This window comes from Streptomyces sp. NBC_00158 (genome assembly GCF_045160885.1).
Taxonomy (GTDB): Bacteria; Actinomycetota; Actinomycetes; order Streptomycetales; family Streptomycetaceae; genus Streptomyces.
In genome coordinates, this window is record NZ_CP108162.1 from 108,685 (window position 1) to 125,856 (window position 17,172).

General features: G+C 72.7%; 12 protein-coding genes and 1 pseudogene. 6 read left to right on the forward strand and 7 right to left on the reverse strand.

What is annotated here, in order from left to right:
• Positions 1-108: 108 nt before the first annotated feature.
• Positions 109-2,076: an ATP-binding protein gene (locus OG553_RS35725; RefSeq protein WP_405983236.1), complete on the forward strand. Its 1,968-nt coding sequence runs from the start codon at positions 109-111 to the stop codon at positions 2,074-2,076.
• Between the two features lie 70 nt (positions 2,077-2,146).
• On the opposite strand, the gene OG553_RS35730 is transcribed toward OG553_RS35725, so the two are convergent.
• Entirely contained in the window at positions 2,147-2,842 is a 696-nt protein-coding gene (locus tag OG553_RS35730) for a CPCC family cysteine-rich protein (RefSeq protein ID WP_331727921.1), read from the reverse strand.
• A gap of 119 nt (positions 2,843-2,961) precedes the next feature.
• Positions 2,962-3,610 (reverse strand): annotated as a pseudogene (locus tag OG553_RS35735) (NAD(P)H-binding protein).
• A 92-nt stretch (positions 3,611-3,702) separates the two neighbouring features.
• On the opposite strand from OG553_RS35735, the gene OG553_RS35740 reads away from it, so the two are divergent.
• Genes OG553_RS35740 through OG553_RS35750 form a run of 3 tightly spaced genes read left to right on the forward strand, consistent with a single transcriptional unit; the run spans position 3,703 to position 8,526 of the window.
• Positions 3,703-5,766 carry a serine/threonine-protein kinase gene (locus tag OG553_RS35740; protein ID WP_331727923.1) on the forward strand — a complete coding sequence of 688 codons (2,064 nt, stop codon included), beginning with the start codon at positions 3,703-3,705 and terminating at the stop codon, positions 5,764-5,766.
• Between the two features lie 56 nt (positions 5,767-5,822).
• Complete coding sequence (locus tag OG553_RS35745) at positions 5,823-7,874, forward strand: serine/threonine-protein kinase (RefSeq protein WP_331727926.1); 2,052 nt, start codon at positions 5,823-5,825, stop codon at positions 7,872-7,874.
• Positions 7,875-7,929: 55 nt separating this feature from the next.
• Positions 7,930-8,526, forward strand: coding sequence for a hypothetical protein (locus tag OG553_RS35750; protein ID WP_331727929.1), 597 nt, complete (start codon positions 7,930-7,932; stop codon positions 8,524-8,526).
• A 177-nt stretch (positions 8,527-8,703) separates the two neighbouring features.
• Here the strand turns inward: OG553_RS35750 and OG553_RS35755 are convergent, their stop codons facing one another.
• The 4 genes from OG553_RS35755 to OG553_RS35770 all read right to left on the reverse strand — a co-directional run bounded on the left by OG553_RS35755 (position 8,704) and on the right by OG553_RS35770 (position 13,007).
• A complete protein-coding gene (locus OG553_RS35755; RefSeq protein WP_331727931.1) occupies positions 8,704-9,861 on the reverse strand; it encodes an oxygenase MpaB family protein in 1,158 nt (385 codons plus the stop codon).
• Between the two features lie 40 nt (positions 9,862-9,901).
• On the reverse strand, positions 9,902-10,966 hold the full coding sequence (locus tag OG553_RS35760) for a polyprenyl synthetase family protein (protein ID WP_331727935.1): 1,065 nt from the start codon (positions 10,964-10,966) through the stop codon (positions 9,902-9,904).
• Positions 10,963-11,247, reverse strand: a complete 285-nt coding sequence (locus tag OG553_RS35765; RefSeq protein WP_331727938.1) for a polyprenyl synthetase — start codon at positions 11,245-11,247, stop codon at positions 10,963-10,965. The genes OG553_RS35760 and OG553_RS35765 overlap by 4 nt, the downstream gene beginning before the upstream one ends.
• A gap of 194 nt (positions 11,248-11,441) precedes the next feature.
• Positions 11,442-13,007 (reverse strand): oleate hydratase, encoded by a 1,566-nt coding sequence (locus tag OG553_RS35770; protein ID WP_331728689.1) that lies wholly within the window; start codon positions 13,005-13,007, stop codon positions 11,442-11,444.
• Between the two features lie 246 nt (positions 13,008-13,253).
• Here OG553_RS35770 and OG553_RS35775 point away from each other — a divergent pair, with 246 nt between their 5' ends.
• The gene (locus OG553_RS35775; RefSeq protein ID WP_405983237.1) at positions 13,254-14,858 is read left to right on the forward strand and encodes a serine/threonine-protein kinase; all 1,605 of its coding nucleotides are present in this window, start codon (positions 13,254-13,256) and stop codon (positions 14,856-14,858) included.
• Positions 14,859-15,081: 223 nt separating this feature from the next.
• Positions 15,082-15,573: a hypothetical protein gene (locus tag OG553_RS35780; RefSeq protein ID WP_331727944.1), complete on the forward strand. Its 492-nt coding sequence runs from the start codon at positions 15,082-15,084 to the stop codon at positions 15,571-15,573.
• A 26-nt stretch (positions 15,574-15,599) separates the two neighbouring features.
• Here the strand turns inward: OG553_RS35780 and OG553_RS35785 are convergent, their stop codons facing one another.
• Positions 15,600-17,063 (reverse strand): hypothetical protein, encoded by a 1,464-nt coding sequence (locus OG553_RS35785; protein WP_331727947.1) that lies wholly within the window; start codon positions 17,061-17,063, stop codon positions 15,600-15,602.
• Positions 17,064-17,172: the final 109 nt, after the last annotated feature.

The following is a 17,172-nucleotide window of genomic DNA, read 5'->3' on the forward strand; positions in this document are numbered from 1 at the left end:
CCGCAGTTCCGGTTCTCCGGTCGCGTGCCCGAGAATGGCGGCGTGGACAGTGGGATTCCGCCGGTGCAAGGGTCTTTCGTAGGGCGAACGGGTGAGGTCGCCGAACTGATGACCGGGCTGCGGACGCGCCGCCTGGTCACCTTGGTCGGGGGTGGCGGTGTCGGCAAGTCCCGGCTGGCCGACCACACGGCACGGCGAGCGCCCGGTGAGCCCTACGAGGCCGTGTACTGGGCCCCGTTGTGGTCGCTGTCCGGCCGGCCGCTGTTCGCGGCGGCGGTGGCGGATGCCTGCGGGCTCGCCGACCATTCGACCCGGGACCCGGGAGAGGCGCTCGGCAGCTGGATCGGCGAGCGCCGGGTGCTGCTCGTGCTGGACTCCTGCGAACACGTGCGGGAGGAGTGCGCCGCGCTGGTGGAGTACCTGCTGGCCCGCTGTCCCCGCCTGGTGGTGCTCGCCACCAGTCGCGAACCCCTGGGGTTGCGGGGCGAACGGGTGCAGGGGGTCGACCCGTTGGACCCCGAGACCGACGGACTGGCGCTGTTCACCGAGCGCGCCGACGCCGTCGGTGCGCGGTGGACGGGGCCCGGAGACCGGGCAGCGGCCGCGGCCGTGTGCCGGTGGCTGGAGGGCGTCCCGCTGGCCCTGGAACTGGCCGCCGGGCTCCTGCGGGAGCACGATGTGAGTGCACTTGCCGCGGGCCTGGGCCGCCGGCTGGAACTGGGCGGGAGCCGGGACGTCTGCGTGGGTCCGGCGCGGCACCGGGCTCTGGTGACCACCATCGGCTGGAGCCACGAGCTGTGCAGTCCCGCCGAGCGCCTGTTGTGGGCACGGATGTCGGTCTTCCGGTCCCGCCCCACACCGGAAGCGGTGCTCCAGGTGTGCGGCGGGGGCCCGTTGGATCCGGCGGCGCTCACCAGCGCCCTGGCCGGACTGCAGAACAAGAGCATCGTCGCACTCGGGGACGGCCGGGTACGGATGCTCGACACGGTCCGCGAGTACGGTGCGATGTGGCTGGCGGAGATCGGCGAGCGCGAGGCCGTGGCCGACCGGCACGCCGGCTACTTCAGCCGTACGACGGCCGCCGCCGACGAGGCGTGGTGGGGCCGGGGCCAGCAACGGGCCTACGCCGGGCTCGCCCGCTCCCACGACGATCTCTGCGCGGCACTGGAGCACTTGCTGCTGACCGCCCCCGAGGAGGCCGTGGCGATGGCCGGCCGGGTCGGGTTCTTCTGGGCGTGCTGCGGCCATCTGCACGAGGCGGGCCACTACCTGGGCGAGTTCCTGCAACTGGTGAAGGCACCGGCCGTGGTCCAGGCGAAGGCGCTGTGGTCCCTGGGTGTGGTGCGCTGCCTGCAGGGGAGCTACGACCTCGCGCAGCGGCTCAGCCGCGAAGCCAGGGTCGCCGCCGAGGCCGCCGGGGACGGAGCGCTGGTCGCGGACGCGGCGTACCTGCACGGACTGGTCCTGCTCCTGCGCGGCAAGCCGCTGACCGCCCTCCACGAAGCGGACCGGGTGTTGTCCGCCTCGATCGCCGGACCCGCCTCACTGGCCCGCTGCCGGCTGCTGCGGGTCTTCGGCCTGACCGGATCCGGATTCCTGGAGCAGGCGCGTACCGAGGCGGAGGCGCTGCGGGCGGACTCGGTGGCCGTGGGCGAGTACTGGGCCCGCTCCTACGCCGACTACCAGCTGGCGGTGATCGCGCTCTACGGGGAGCGGGCGGCCGACGCTGCCGGGCACGCCCGGTCCATGCTGCGCGGCAAGCAGACGATCGGGGACGCCTTCGGTCTCGCCCTGGGGCTGGACCTGCTGGCGGTGGCCTTCGCCGCCCAGGGCCGGGGCGAGCTGTCGGCGTGCGCGTACGGCCTCGGACACCGGTTCTGGCACATGGTGGGCCACCCGCAGCGCGGCACCCCCGAGCTGGGTGCCCTCAGGGAGCAGGGTGAGCGGGAGGCCCGCGCACAGGTCGGCGATGCCGCGTACGACCGGGCGTACCGGCGCGCCACCGCGGCGGACCCCCACCGGACTCTGGACGACATGCTCGCCGACTCCGTCGGCGAACGCGGCCGCCGAACGTAGCGGCACCGCCCCTCCTGACCTCGGCGTTCCGTGCCGCCGCCCGGTCGGAATCAGGACCGGCCGGATGCCGCTACTGCTCGTAGGCGACGCTGAGCCCCCGAACCGTCTCGTCGTACCGCTTCAGCTGGTCGCCGAGCACGGGGGCAGCCAGTGGTACGTGGCGTTCCAACTCGGCCCATCGGACGAAGCGCAGTCGTCCGGGCATCTCGACGAGGCCGGTGGCCGCATCCCAGAACGCGTCCCAGTTCATGCCGTAGAACGGCGGGAAGCCGAGCTCCCGCTTCAGCACCTCGTGGAGATCACGCTCGCTGCGCGCCGAGCCGACGTCGATCACCACCTCGCGGTTCGGATCGTGCGGCGGCTCTTCGGGGGCTCCCCGGAAGGAGGGGAGCCACCAGCACAGGGCCGACCCGTCATCAGGCCAAGGACGGTGGTCTCCGCCCGCGAGCTCCTCGAACTCCTCGAACTCCTCGAACACGTCGGTGGCCGGGTCGATCGGTCGCCACGCCGGGTCGAGAGGTTCGTCATCCGCCGGGGGCCGGACGAACCGCCGCCCCCGCTGGTCGCAGGCGCCATAGGCCAGGAAGTTCTGCTGAGCCTCGGCGAGCGACCATTGGTTGGCGCCACCCGGCCTGAACGGCCGGCGGAACTGCACCGGGTCGTCTTCCCACGAGCAGACCGGGCATATGAGAGAAGAACCGGGCCACCCGTCTTCGACATCGAAGACCAGATGACCACAGCAGGGGCAGGGGCGACGCGTATCCACCGGGCCAGTCTGGTCGGTGCCGCGAACGGCGGCGACCCGGTTTTCCCGGGAGCGATCACGTCCGGGCCCGCGTCGGGTCACGGACGCCTCGCAGGCCCCGCCCGGCAGGTGCGGGCGGTTCAGCGGAAGGCGTCGGCGTTCTCCTCGGCCCACTGGCGGAACGGGCGGGCGGGCGTTCCGGTACCTGTGCGACCGTGTCGCGGACCATCAGGAGCTCGTCGTTCACGTCTCCGCCCGTGACGTCGAGCAGCGCGTCCGCGGCCTCCGCGCCGAAGACCGCGGCCATTTGTGCGTGGGCCTGCCGGCGGCTGGTCTCGGCGAACGGGACCTCCCGGCCCAGTGCTGCCCCGATGGCCTCGGCCTGCTGCCGGGCGGTCACCGGCTCGGGACCGGTCAGGGCGTACGTGCGCCCGTGGTGGCCGGGCTCGGTCAGTGCCACCCGGGCCACCGCCGCGATGTCCGCGGGGTGGATCGTCGGCAGCACGGTCTGCGCGTACGGCGCGCGGACGGTCTCGTGGCCACGGTGGAAGCCGCCCACATCAGGGTGTTCGACGCGAACTGCGTCGGTCGCAGGACCGTCCAGGCCATGCCGCTCGCCTTGAGCAGCTGCTCCACCGCCAGGTTCTCGGCGGCGGGGCCCAGGTGCGGGTGGGTCTGGACGGTGATGGACGACACCAGTACGACGTGCTCCACACCCGCCTGACGGGCGGCTTCGAGTATGTCGGCGTCCGGGCCCAGCCGCGATACGAGGAACAGCGATCGCAGCATCGACGTCTCCGCGGTGTCGCCGTGCTCGGCCAGGAGGTACAGCTGCCGGGGCCCTCAACCCCCTTGCGACAGCCCATGGTTCAATGCCGAGCGTGACAGAGTCCATACGCCCTGATGGAACCCGGAGTTCCGCGGCCGAGCCTCTTCGCCCGGGCGATCCGCGGGCCGTCGGCCCCTACCGCCTGGAGGGACGGCTGGGCGAGGGCGGCATGGGGCAGGTCTTCCTCGGTGCCTCGGCGAGCGGCCGCCGGGTCGCGGTGAAGCTGATCCGGCCGGAGCTGGCCGGCACCGCGCGGTTCCGGGAGCGGTTCGCGCGGGAGGCCGCCGCCGCGCGGCAGGTCGGCGGGTTCCACACGGCGCAGGTCGTGGACGCCGGTCCGGCGGCGGAACCGCCTTGGCTGGCCACCGCGTTCGTACCGGGTCCGACGCTGCAGCGGCTGGTCGACGCCGAGGGGCCCCTCGATCCGGCGGCCGTGCTGCGGCTCGGCGCCGGGATCGCCGAAGGGCTGGCCGCGATCCACCGGTGCGGGCTGGTGCACCGGGACCTCAAGCCCGGCAACGTGATCATGGCCGGGGACGGGCCGCGCATCATCGACTTCGGGATCGCCCACGAGTCGGGCGCGGACGCGATGACCCGCACCGGACCGGTCATGGGGACGTACGCCTACATGTCACCGGAGCAGGTGCGGGGCGAGGCGCTCTCGCCCGCCGGGGACGTGTTCGCCTTCGGCTCGGTGCTCGCTTTCGCGGCGACCGGCCGCAGCCCGTTCGACGCGACGACCGTGCCGGCCATCGTGCACCGGGTCGTCAGCGAGGCGCCCCGGCTCGACGGACTGGCCGTCCCCTTGCGCGAGCTGGTCGGGGCGTGCCTCGCCAAGGATCCCGCCCAGCGCCCCGGCATGGACGAGGTGCTGGCCCGGCTCTCGGTCACCGGGCCGGGGCCGGCCGCGGGCGGGGCGCCCGGCGGTGCCGCCGGGGCCGCGCCCGGTGTGGAGTTCCATGGCCTGCCGACGCAGCCGGCCGCGGCACCACCGGGCCTGCCGGGCCTGCCGGGTGAGCCCACCGCACCCGCTCCCGCCAGGGCCTTGTCCCGTCGTACGCTGCTCCTCGGCGGGACGGTCGGAGCCGCGACGGCCGCCGTCGCCGTACCCGCGTACCTGTTGCGGGACTCCTGGCCGGGATCGGCGTCGGAGCAGGACCGGACCCGTCCCGTGGCCCGGCTCGAAGGACACCCCCAGTCGCTGCTGTGTCTCGCCTTCAGTCCGGACGGCCGGACCCTGGCCGCCGGTGGGTCCGGTGGTGAGCTGTGGCTGTGGGACACCGTCACCCGCCGCACGATCACCAAGTTCGCCGGAGAGCCCCCGCACGTCAACGGCCTGGCCTTCAGCCCGGACGGCCGGACGCTGGTGGGTGACTGCCAGGACGGAACCCTGCGGCGCTGGGACGTGCGGAGCCGGGCGCCGCTGCCCGCGCTCACCGGGTTCGAGACGCTCTCGGTGCCGACTCCGCACTCCCTCGCGGTCAGTCCGGACGGCGCGGTCCTCGCCGCGGCCGGCGGAGGCACGCTCCAGCTCTTCGACCTGGCGGGCGGGCGCCGCCTGAAGAAGCTCGAAGCAGGTGAGCCGTCGGGCGTGCTGTTCACCCCGGACGGCAAGGCGGTGGCCACCGCTTCCCGAAAGCGGGTGCTGCTCTGGGAGGTCGACGGCGGGGAAGAGCCCCGGACGTTCACCGACGAGTCCGTCGAGTTCCGCTTCAACAGGGTGCTGATCAGCCCGGACGGCAAGACCATCGGCGGTGCGGGGCCCGGCGTCCATCTGTGGGACCGGGTGACCGGGCGGCCCGCCGCCACCCTCACCTCGCCGCACCGGCGCCTTGAGGAAGCCGCGTACCGGCCGGGCCGTGCGATGATCGCCGGCGGCGGCTTCGGGCTCGGTCCGGAGGACGACGTCAAGGACAAGGCCAGAGCCGCCACGGGCGGCACGATCAGCCTGTGGGACCTGAGGACCGGGCGGGTCGCCCTGACCCTCACCGCCGACCTGGAGGAGTCGACCGCCGCTCCTCTGCTCGCCGCCCTGGCGTTCAGTCCGGACGGCAAGACCCTCGCGGCGGCCTTCAGTTCCCGGGACAGCACGATCCAGCTCTGGCACCTCGCCTGACCATCTGCCCCTCTCCTCATCCCAACGGATCGATCGATCAACGGACGGTACTGCTCATGGACGCGTTGTTGCCCCACGATCCGCGGTGGGTCGGCCCCTACCGCCTGGAGGGACGGCTGGGCGAGGGCGGCATGGGCCAGGTCTTCCTCGGTACCTCGCCGGGCGGCCGCCCGGTCGCGGTGAAGCTGATCCGCGCGGAGCTGGCCGGCACCGCGCAGTTCCGGGAGCGGTTCGCGCGGGAGGTGGAGGCCGCGCGGCAGGTCGGCGGGTTCCACACGGCGCAGGTCGTGGACGCGGACCCGGCGGCCGAATCCCCCTGGCTGGTCACCGCGTTCATCCCGGGCCCCACCCTCCACCGGGCGGTCGCCGAGGACGGGCCGCTCGATCCGGCGGCGGCGCTGCGGCTCGGGGCGGGGCTCGCCGAAGGGGTCGCGGCGATCCACCGGTGCGGGCTCGTGCACCGGGACCTCAAGCCGGGCAACGTGATCATGGCCGAGGACGGGCCGCGCGTCATCGACTTCGGCATCGCGCGGGCCGTGGACGCGAGTTCGCTGACCGCGACCGGGTCGGTCATCGGGACCTACGCCTACATGTCGCCGGAGCAGATCCGCGCCGACCGGGCCGGGCCCGCCAGCGACGTGTTCGCCCTCGGCTCGGTGCTCGCCTTCGCCGCGACGGGCCGCGGCCCGTTCGACGCGCCCTCCCTGCCGGGCGTCGTCCAGCGGATCCTGGACGAAGCGCCCGTCCTCGACGGGATCGACGGTGATCTCCGGGCCATCCTCAGCGAGTGCCTGGCCAAGGACCCGGCCGACCGTCCCGCCGTCGAGGGCCTGCCCGCCCGGTTCGCGGACGCGGCGCGGCTCCACCCGCCGCGCCACGAACCGACCGTGGTGACGGCCCCCTCCGGACAGCCCCCGCGGACCCCCGGGGCGGCGCCCACGGAACGCGCCCGGGCCGCGGGCCCGGGTCAGGACCCGCGCGCCCTGTCCGCCGCGGTGACGCGGACCCACGCGCCGCCGGCGGGCCCCGCCGCACCGGGCCGCGCCGCACCGGGCCGCGGCGCTGCCGTACCCGGCGCCGGCCCCGACAGCCCCGTGCCCGGGCGGCCGACCAGCCCCGTACCCGGGCCGGCCGGCCGTGGGCCCTCGCGGCGCGCTCTGCTCATCGGCGGCGCCTCGGTCGCCGCGGCCGCCGCGATCGGGGTCCCCGCCTACCTGCTGCTGCGCAAGAGCGGGGCCCTCGACGGTCCGAGGAGCACCTACGAGCTCGCCTTCAGTGCCGACGGGAAGACGCTGGCCGCCGCCGGAGGGGGCGGCGAGATCTGGCGCTGGTCGCTGCCGGGCAAGGAGAGCAGCAACACCCGGATCAGCATCGCCCCGTACATCCAGCCGCACGTCTTCAGCCAGGACCTCAAGACGCTCTACCGGGCGGAGGAACACAAGATCCTGAAGTGGGACGTCGCCACGGGCCGCACGGTCGGGACGTTCACCGGAGAAACCACGGGCGAGCTCCAGGACGGGTTCGTGCACGAGCTGGGGCTCAGCCCCGACGGAAGGACGCTGGCCGCCAGCAGCGGCCGGGGCCTGTACTTGTGGGACACCGGTTCCGGATCCCGGCTCGCCCTGCTCCAGGACGTCAAGAACGGCCCGGCCGTCTACAGTCCGGACGGGGCGATGCTGGCCGCCGGATCGCCGGTCCAGCTGCGCAAGGGCTCGGCCGACACCGTCCTCGCCGCCCTCGATGCCACGGTCGCGACCGGCGCGGTCTTCAGCCCCGACGGCCAGCTCCTGGCCTTCGGCGACCAGGGCGACGGGGTGCGCCTGTGGAACACCGCCACCCGGCAGGACGTCACCACCCTGGAGGGCCACGGCTCCCCGGTCCAGGCAGTCGCCTTCCACCCGGACGGGAGCAGGCTGGCCAGCGGTGACCGGGACGGCAAGGTGATCGTCTGGTCCACCGCCTCCGGCACCTCCACCTCGGCCCACGAGCCCGGCGCCTCCGTCGAGGCGCTGGCCTTCAGCCCGGACGGGAAGTCGCTGGCCGCGGGGTGCAGCGGCGGCACGAGTACCGGGAGCAACGACACGGTGTGGCTGTGGGAGCTCGGGTGAGACCTCGCCGAAGGGCGCCCGAGATGAGCTGCGGGGCGGCGGATGGCGTGCGGGCATGGCGATGACGGAAAAGCGGCGGGTCCTGTACCGGCAGGGCAGCGGGTTCTGGCGGATGACGGCGAAGTGGGCCCTGTTCTTCGGGGCCCTGGCCCTGCTGGACGGCGGGCTGCTCCGGTCGTGGGGCGACGCCCTGGTCTGGCCGATGATCGGAATCCTGCTGTGGGTGCCGTTCGGGATCGGTGTCGTCTGGTACCCGAAGAAGGACCAGAAGGTCGTGCTCACGACACGTGAGCTGCGGGTACGGCGCAAGCGGCTGCCGATGGAGAAGGTGAACCTGCTGCACGTGGCACGGCTGTGGCTGGAGGGGCGGTCGACCGCGGACGGCGGCGAGCCGGTGGCGGAATGGGCCCGGTCCGAGCGGTTGGTGTGGGTGCCGCTGTGGGACGGCCGGGCGTTCGGCGTGGAGTTCCGCGACCCGGCCGCGTTCGCCAAGGTGTTCGGCGCGTTCGCGGTCGAGGCGTGCGGCGGGCCGGACATCGTCCGCGCGAGGGCCGCGGCGGAGACCTACCCGGAGCCGCACCCGACGCGACCCCGCCGCACCGCCGACGCCAACGACGGCTCCTGGCTCGACGTCCTGGACATCTTCGACTGAAGCAGCGGGGCGCGGCCCTGGAAACAGGGGCACTCAGCAGGTCGCGGACCGGGCCCGGATCGACCAGCCAGTCGATGCCCGGCTGGTGCAGCGCCCCGTAGTGGAGCCCGGGGCGTGATCCGGTCGGGAGGTGCCGCTGAGGGACAGACCGCGTACGGCCGCGAGCCGATCGGTGTTTCAGAGGGCGAGCGGAGGCGGTGACCACGGGTCGGTGCGGGGTTTGGTGGAGGTGACGCCGTAGTCGGGCTTGAGTTCCTCGGGGATGGCGTACTGCATGACCCGGCCCCGGGTGAGGGAGCTCAGTTCGAGGCGGGTCGTGAGTTCGCCCAGGCGGTCCAGGGCCCAGGCCCCCAGGGGGGAGGCGTCCTCGATGCGTTCCAGGAGGCCGAGGAGCGTGGGGGTCAGGGTGACGGCGCGGTCCCAGGCGGACCGGGGGACCTGGAGCCAGTCGGCGCTGGTGTCGCCGATCAGGAAGCGGATCAGGGCGGCCACGACCGGGTCGAAGAGGGTTCCGGGGACGACCTCCTCGTACAGATCGATGAGCTGCCTGGTGAGGAGCGCGCCCTCCTCGGAGGGCCCCATGTGCCGGGCCATGTAGCGGTCGGAGAACTCCCGGGCCTCGTCCAGGTCGGCCGGCATGTCCGGCAGTTCGATCCCGAGGATGGCCCCGACCACCCGCCAGGCGTAGAAGTAGGCTTCGGCGCCCTCGTTGGACATGTGGATGCCCATCCGGTGCAGGGCGTCGAGCACCTGCACGGAGAACATCATCTGTCCCCCGATCATGTCCTCCTGGCAGATCGGCACACCGAGCGCCGCCTCGTCCCAGCGCCCTTCCCGCCGCAGGTGGTGGCGGATCGAGGCGTGCAGCAGCCTGACCTTCTGGGCTCCGGGGAGGAAGCGGCCGCCTTCCTCGAAGGCGTCCGGGCGCATCAGGTAGAGGGTGAACTGCCCGGTCTCGGCCATCCGCTTCGACGGGTAGGCCAGTGAGTGCGTCGCGCTGAGCAGTTTGGCGATGTGCGGGACGACGTAGCAGGCGGGCATGGAGGCGAAGGACAGCGCGGTGGAGATGTGCACGTTGTTGTCGATGAAGAAGAGCCGGGCCTTCTCCATCTGGTCCCAGTCCACCCAGGAGGGCGGTGTCGCCGTTGCCTCCAGGTAAGCGCGGGCCTCGGCGGGGACGTCGTCCGGCAGTGGCCGGCCGCTCTGGGCGAACCACCGCATCAGGGTGTTGAACTTGCCGACCTCGCCGCGTTCGAAGAGTGTGGCGACCACGGAGTCGGCGAGCGGGTCGCCGAGCAGCCGCAGGGCATCCATCCGCTCGGGGGTGTACGTCATCGGGTCCTCAATCGACGGAGGGGCTGGAGGGGCTGGAGGGTCAGGAAGTCCGTGCGGTGACGGCGGTGACCAGGTCGCCCAGAGCGGCGGCGGCCTGCGCGGGGAGCGCGGCCCGGGCCAGGGCGCCGCGGGCGGCGGCGGCGCGTTCCTCGATCAGCTCCTCGACCCGGGACCGGGCACCGGAACGGGTCAGCAGGGCGCGCAGTTCGTCCAGTCGGTCGGCGCCGGGGCCTGGGTGGCTCAGCAGTTCGTGCAGCCTGGCCCGGTCGGTGGGGCCGGATCGGGCCAGGGCGAGGGCGAGCAGGGCGGTGGGCTTGGCGCCGACCAGGTCGTCCAGGTTGGACTTGCCCGTGCGGGCCGGGTCGCCGAACACGCCGAGCAGGTCGTCACGGAGCTGGAAGGCCTCGCCGAGGGGCAGTCCGTACGCCGTGAGCGCGTCGAGCAGCTCCGGGGGCGCGCCGGCCAGCAGGGCGCCGAGGTGCAGCGGGTGCTCGACGGTGTACTTGGCCGTCTTGTAGCGGACGATCTCCAGCGAGCCGGTCTCCGAGGGGGCGGCCCGGGTCCGCAGCACCTCCAGGCATTCGCCGGCGATCAGCTCCCGGGCCAGGGTGGCCCAGAGCGGGCGGGCCCGGGCCAGGTAGCCGGCGGGCAGGCCACAGGAGGCGAAGAGCTGGCCGGACCAGGCCGTCAGCAGGTCACCGACCAGCATGGCGAGGGCCCGGCCCGCGGCCTCCCGGCCGGGGCCCTCGGGCACGGCCCCGCGGAGTGCGAGGTGCGCCGTGGGCAGGCCCCGGCGGACGGGGCTCTCGTCGATCAGGTCGTCGTGGACCACGGCCGCCGCGTGCACCAGTTCCATCGCGGTGGCGGCCCGCACCATGGCCTCGCTGTCGGGCTGACCGGCCGCTCGCCAGCCCCAGTAGGCGAAGGCCGCCCGGAGCCGCTTGCCGTCTGCCACCACGGCGCTCAGTTGCTCGGCGACCGGCCCCAGTTCAGGGTCGATGGCGACCAGCAGGGCCGTCTCCTCGGCGACGAAGCCGTGGAGCGCGCCATCGACGCGGACCTTGAGGCCGCCGTCCCAGGCTGTCCCGCCCTCGGCCGCCCTCACCCGCCCGCGGCCCTCTGGTAGGCCACCGAGCGGCGGGCCACCGATTCCATGTGGGGTTCGGAGCCGTTGGCCAGGCGGCCGAGCAGCAGCTCGCCCCGGGCCCTGAGGTCTTCCTGGCCGTCGGCCACCATTTCGTGCAGGTCGGACCTGCCCAGGGTGCCGCGCAGCCGCCGTAACAGGCCCTCGGCCTGCTCCAGCCCCAGGTCCACCACTCCTGCGAGGAGTTGGACCGCGTCCGCCCCGCGATCGACCGGCCTTCCCTTGCCGTCGGCTGTCACCACGCCGCTGTCTCCGTCCACTTCGGCAGGGCAGGATGCGCCCGCGAACGGAGCCAGCGTGTCAGCCCGGCCGGGGCAACCGGAAACGACCTTGACCGTTCCAGGTGAGGGCGGGGCGAAGCCCCGGCGCGGCTCGGCACCGGCGTGCTAGGGCCGCTCCGATCGTGCTGTTCGAGCAGGGGCCGTAGCGGGTTCGGTCAGCGTCGGTGCAGGGTCTGGAGTGCCTCGATGAGGATCTTCGGGTCGTGCCGGCCCTTGTAGACGGGCGGGGGCCGTCTGTCGAGCCCCAGCAGTTGGGCGACGGCGGTCCAGGCGGTGCGTACGGAGTACTCGACGGTGAAGACCACGTCGTCGGGAACCTCGGCGTACTGGCCGATGAAGGCCAGGTTGGTGGAGCCAGCGGGTACGACCCGGGGGCGGTCGCCGGCCTTGCGGACCAGGAACTGGCTGGTGATGTAGGGCATCTTCGCGGGGATCACGAGGGAGCCGTCCAGGATGCGCTCGCTCTCGGTGAACGGCAGGTGCCGCAGTACCTCGTCGAGGATCTCCCGGCCGGTGCACTCGGACATGGGCTTGTTGACGAAGTCGCCCCGCCGGTCGGGGAACAGTGCGTACCCCCACCACACGAACGTGTCCTCGGGCTGGTCCCGGAAGTGCGGCTGGTGGTTGAGCACGATGGTCAGCAGCCAGCTGGAGTCCTTGAATGTGATCAGGCCGCCCTTGCCCGCCCCGCTCCCGCTGAACTCCTCCATCAGTTTGAAGAAGAGCGGGTCCTTGGTGGTGACGGTGAACGACTCCCAGGTGGAGTCCTCGATGTGGGAGCCGAACACCTTCGGGTCGCCCAGTCCGGGGCGCTTGGCGGCGAGTGTCTCCCACAGCTGCCAGGCGCCGCTGGAGGAGGTGGTGTCCAGGGCGGGGACGGCATCGGTGGAGCCCAGGGTGGAGTTCGCCGTCATGGAGCCGTTGGTCACCATCACGAGGTCGTCCGGGCCGACGGCCGTCCGGCCGGACTTCCCGCCGCGTTCCCAGACGAGGGCCTCGACGGTCAGCGCGTCGCCGTCGGCCAGGCGCAGGTCCGTGACACGGGTGCCGAGCTGGAGGGTGACGCCCTGAGCGGTCAGCCACGCCAGGAGGGGCCGCACGATCGAGTCGAACTGGTTGAACCGGGTGCGGTAGATGCCCGACATGGTGTCGAAGGTCTTGAAGAGGTGGACGAAGCGGTTGAGGTAGCGGCGGAACTCGATCGCGCTGTGCCAGGGTTCGAACGCGAACGTGGTGCACCACATCGCCCAGAAGTTGGTGGTGAAGAACTCCTCGTGGAACAGGTCCGAGATCCGCTTGCCGTCCAGCAGCCCCTCGGGCGTGGCCACGCACTTCACGAGTTCGAGGCGGTCCCGTTCGGAGAACGTCATCGCGTGCGCGTCGATGATGCTCCCGTCGGCGTCGACGAGGCGGGCGTGGTCGTCCCAGGCGAAGTCCTGGTGGAACGCGAACGTGTCCTCCGTGACCGACTTGGCCGGGTCGTCCAGCGACGGAACGGAAGACAGCAGGTCGTAGGTGCAGTCGAAGTGGATCTCGAACATGCGGCCGCCGCGCATGGTGTACCCGGTGTCGGGGGACCCCGCCGCGTCCAGGCTCCCGCCCTCGCGTTCCTGTTCCTCCAGGATCGCGATGTCCTTCCCCGAGAACCCGCCTTCGCGGATCAGGAACGCCGCCGCCGCGAGCGATGCGATCCCACTGCCCACCAGATAGGCCTTCGGCACTGCCGTCCCTCCGTCCGACGCCCGCCGCCGTGCCGGGTCCGCGGGAATGCGGTCGTCTCGGGCGGATGAGCCCTCCATGGGTTCCCTGGCGCGCCCGGCGCGACACCGGGGCAGCCTCCGGGTCCCCGGTTCGGCCCAGCGCACGCCCTGCCCCGCGCCACCTGCGAGGACCCGGTCCATGCGGTCTACAGCCGCCGCTGACTCCAACAACTCACCTTATTTCACGGGCCGTTGTAAGATCCGGCCGTGAGTGGACGACGGAGCCTCGCCGACGGTCGGTACGTGCTGGAGACCGAGCCGATCGGCACGGGCGGGATGGGCTCCGTCTGGCGAGGGTACGACCGCAAGCTGCACCGTACGGTCGCGGTCAAGGCGCTCCACCTGCCGAGCGGCCTGGGCGCCGAGGAGCAGGCCGGACTGCGCAGGCGTGCGCTGCGCGAGGCCAGGGCCATCGCCCGCCTCGAACACCCGGGCATCGTCGCGGTGCACGACGTCCTGGAGGAGGACGGCCAGCCGTGGATCGTCATGCGCTTCGTCGCCGGGCGCACGCTCGACCAGGAGGTCGCGGCCAACGGCCCGCTGAGTCCGCAGCGGACGGCCGAATTCGGTGAGCGGTTACTCGACGCGCTGTCGGCAGCGCACGACGACGGTGTTCTGCATCTCGACATCAAGCCGCAGAACATACTGCTCGACGACAAGGGCCGACCGGTGCTCACCGACTTCGGAATCGCGTCGGTCACCCACGCCACCGCGCCCCAGACGGCGGCTCTGCGGGGCACCGTCGGCTATGTCGCCCCGGAGCGGCTGGCCGGATCCGAGCCGGGTCCGGCCGCGGATCTGTGGTCCCTGGGCGCCACGCTCTACTTCGCGGTCGAGGGCCGGCCGGCGTTCGCCGCCGACAACGTGGCGGCCGCGCTCGCGGCGGTCATGACCCGTGACCCGGAGCCGATGACGCGCGCCGGGGTGCTGGCACCGACGATCGCGGGCCTGCTGACGCGCGATCCCGAGCTGCGCCTGGACGCGGCCGGCGCCGGTACGGGGCTGCGCGCCGCCGGTGCCACGACCGAGATCGCGCCGCCCGAGGACGGCCCGCGGACGAGGGACCTGCCCCCTGGGGCGGCCGGCCCGCCGCGCGGATCGGCCTGGAAGCGCAGGAGGGTCGTGCTCTTGGCGGCCCTCTTCCTGCTCGCAGCGGTCGCCGCCGTCCCGTTCGCGCTCCGGCACGGCCGCGGGAGCGGCGGACAGCAGCCGAGCCGGGCGGATTCCCCTGCCGCGCCCTCCGCGACTCCCGGCACGAGCGCCACCCCGAGCCCGACCCCCAGCCCGACGCCGACGCCGACGCCGGCGGTCACCGTGCGGTACGACAAGATCCCCGACATCTGCGCCAAGGTGGGCAGCAGGGCCACCACGGTCATTCCCAGTATGGACACCGGCAGGGACGACGCATCGGCGCCCGGCGCCAGCCTCCTGGCCGGCATCGCAGAGTCACGTGACTGCCGGTGGAGCACGGAGGGCTACTGGTCCAACCACCCCTGGGCCGCCGACGTCAGCGTCACGACGCTGCGGTTCTCGTCCGGCGCCTTCGGATCGGCGGCCTTCGAAAAGGAGCGCACGGGCTCCTTCTACAAGAACGCCGTGCGGCTGCACGACTTCGCGGACGAACTCTGCTTGTCGAACCCGACCGGCACCGACTACGGGTACGCGCACGTGATGTTCCGCATCGACAACCTGCTCGTGAAGGTGTCCTACGAGATGGTGACCACCACGGGCTCGCCCGCGCCCGCCGTGGCGAAACCGCGCGGAACGGACATGGCGAAGTACATCTACGAGGTATTGACGGCCAGCCCCTAGGGAACACCGCCACCCGCCACTGAAACGGGACATGCGACCCCGTCTCGTTGGTGTCGGCGTCCCCGGCCCTTTGACGGTCCTCGGTCGTTTGTCAGACCCGTCTGTGATGCTGCCCGTACGGGGCGGTGGCGGGAGCCGGCCGGATGCACCGCGGAGGGGGGCGGGCGCGCGGCTCGTCGCCGCACTGGCAGACGTCCACTACGAGGGCACGGGTCTTGCGTGCGTGGCCGGGATCGATGCCGAAGAGGCGATTCGCCGCCTGGAGGCGACCCCCGCCGACAGCAGGGAACCGGAGCAGCTGCGCGAAGAGCCCTGGGCGCACGACTTCGACGCGAGCCTGCAGATCGTGGGCGTGACCACCGTGCGCGGTGGTTGCGTCGTCACCCAGCCATGGGGCTACGCCCCGTCGACGCCGGGTGTCGTGACCCGCCTGTCCGCCGGAACCCTCTGTTACGGCCTCTACGCCAACCCCAAGAGCGGCAACCAGGGCAGGCCGGCCCGTAACGGCAGCCTCGAAGGCTCGGACCTCCACCCGGGCGGCTCGCCCGAACCCGGCGACGGTCCCGAAGAAGTCCTGGCCTCCTACCTCTACCGGCACAACGCGGCGGCCTTCGCGTGTGGCTTCCCCGGACTGCGACTGACCGACGCACGCGCCGTCACCGGCCCGCCTGACGTATGGGTCGAACTGCCGCAGCGCGACTACTGGGAGCAATGACGCCGCACCACGACCACCATGCGGGGTCAAGGGGAGGAGGACGCCCGTCTCAGCAGGGCGACCGGCTGGTCGGCCGAGGTCTGCAGGGTCTTCATCCCGTACGGTTCCTGTTGCGCGTCGCTGAGCCGCTCCTGGCTGTCGGCGTCCCGGGCGATGTGGACGCTCATGTAGGGGGTCGCACCGTCTTCCTTGGGGATCACCCACCACATGGCCGCCCAGTCCGGGGGCTGGGTGATGCGCATGATCGCGCTGCTGCGGTAGATCCGCGCCCGGTACCGGAAGAACTCGTCCTCTGGTCTGGCGAGCCAGCCGGGCGGGTTGAGACGGTGCTCGTGGGCCTCCGATTCGGTGTCCCAGGAGTACTGCACGGAGTCGCGGTAGCTGTTGGCCAGCTTGCCCCGGTCGGCCCGGATGAAGGAGGTGATGGCGTAGATCTCGACGCGGCCGTCGGCTCCCGCCTTCAGCGGTACCTCGACGATCGCCTCCTTGGAGAAGTCGTCTCCCGGATCGAGCCGGTCACCGGGCCCCGTGATCGTTCCCGCCGCCAGGACGCTCGACGTGCCCGTGAAGCGTTCATGGCGGTAGCTGTCGAAGCCCGATCCCAGTTCGCCCTCCCACGTGCCGAAGTCGGTTCCCGGCCCGGTGTACGTCGAAGGCCACAACGTCGCCGACCAGAGCGTTCCCACGACATGGATGCTGGCAGGCCCGTCGTTCTTGAACGTGAGACGGACCGGTACGTACAGGGAAGTGTGCGCGGCGTTGAGCGTCGGCTTGCCGAACGAAGCGCCGAAGGGCACCTGCGGCGGGGCGATGTACGGGCTGTACATCGAGGAGTACGCCAGGCTGGCGGCGCCCACCACCCCCGACCCGGCCACGCCGAGGGCGAAGCGCCTCGGGTGCGGGAGTCCTTGCCAGGCCTTCTGGCGGGTCAGCTCCCACCCGGCCCAGCAGCACCACACCGCCAGGGCGGCCCACAGCCACAGCCAGCCATGGCGGTATCCGCCCTCCCATTGGAGTACCAGCAGCATCAGGCTCGTCACCGCGGCGACGACGCCCAGGACCACGGCCGGCCCGCAATGGCGCACTCGCCGTTTGCCCCAGAAGTCCACCGCGGCGACCGCTGCGGCGACCTCCGCCAGCGCACCGGCCAGGAACACCGCCCCCATGACCCGGCCGCCGAACGTCAGCGCCCCCATCACGTCCCACAGACCGACCCGGGCCAGCACGGCCGCGGACACCAGCAGTCCGGCGGCCATGCAACTGCCGCCCGCCCGCCGCGCCCACGCCTTGTCGGGCCACAAGCCCGGATCCGCACGCCACCGCACCACGCCCGGGTTGCCGAGGTCGACATCGGGCCCGATGTCCGCCCTCCGCAGTACCCTGCGCAGATCCCGCATCGACCAGGCGCGGCCCACCGTCCGCCCCGCGACGGTGACCTCCCGCGCCCCCCGGCCGTCCGGAGGATGCACGATCACCTGCGGCTGGGTCATGCCGACAGCATCGGCGAACCGCCGAACGGCCCGCCTGCGGCACGCCGCCCCCTCCCTCCCGCACCACCCGGGCGCCCCCGTGATGCCGCCGCGGGGGGTCCCGGTCGAC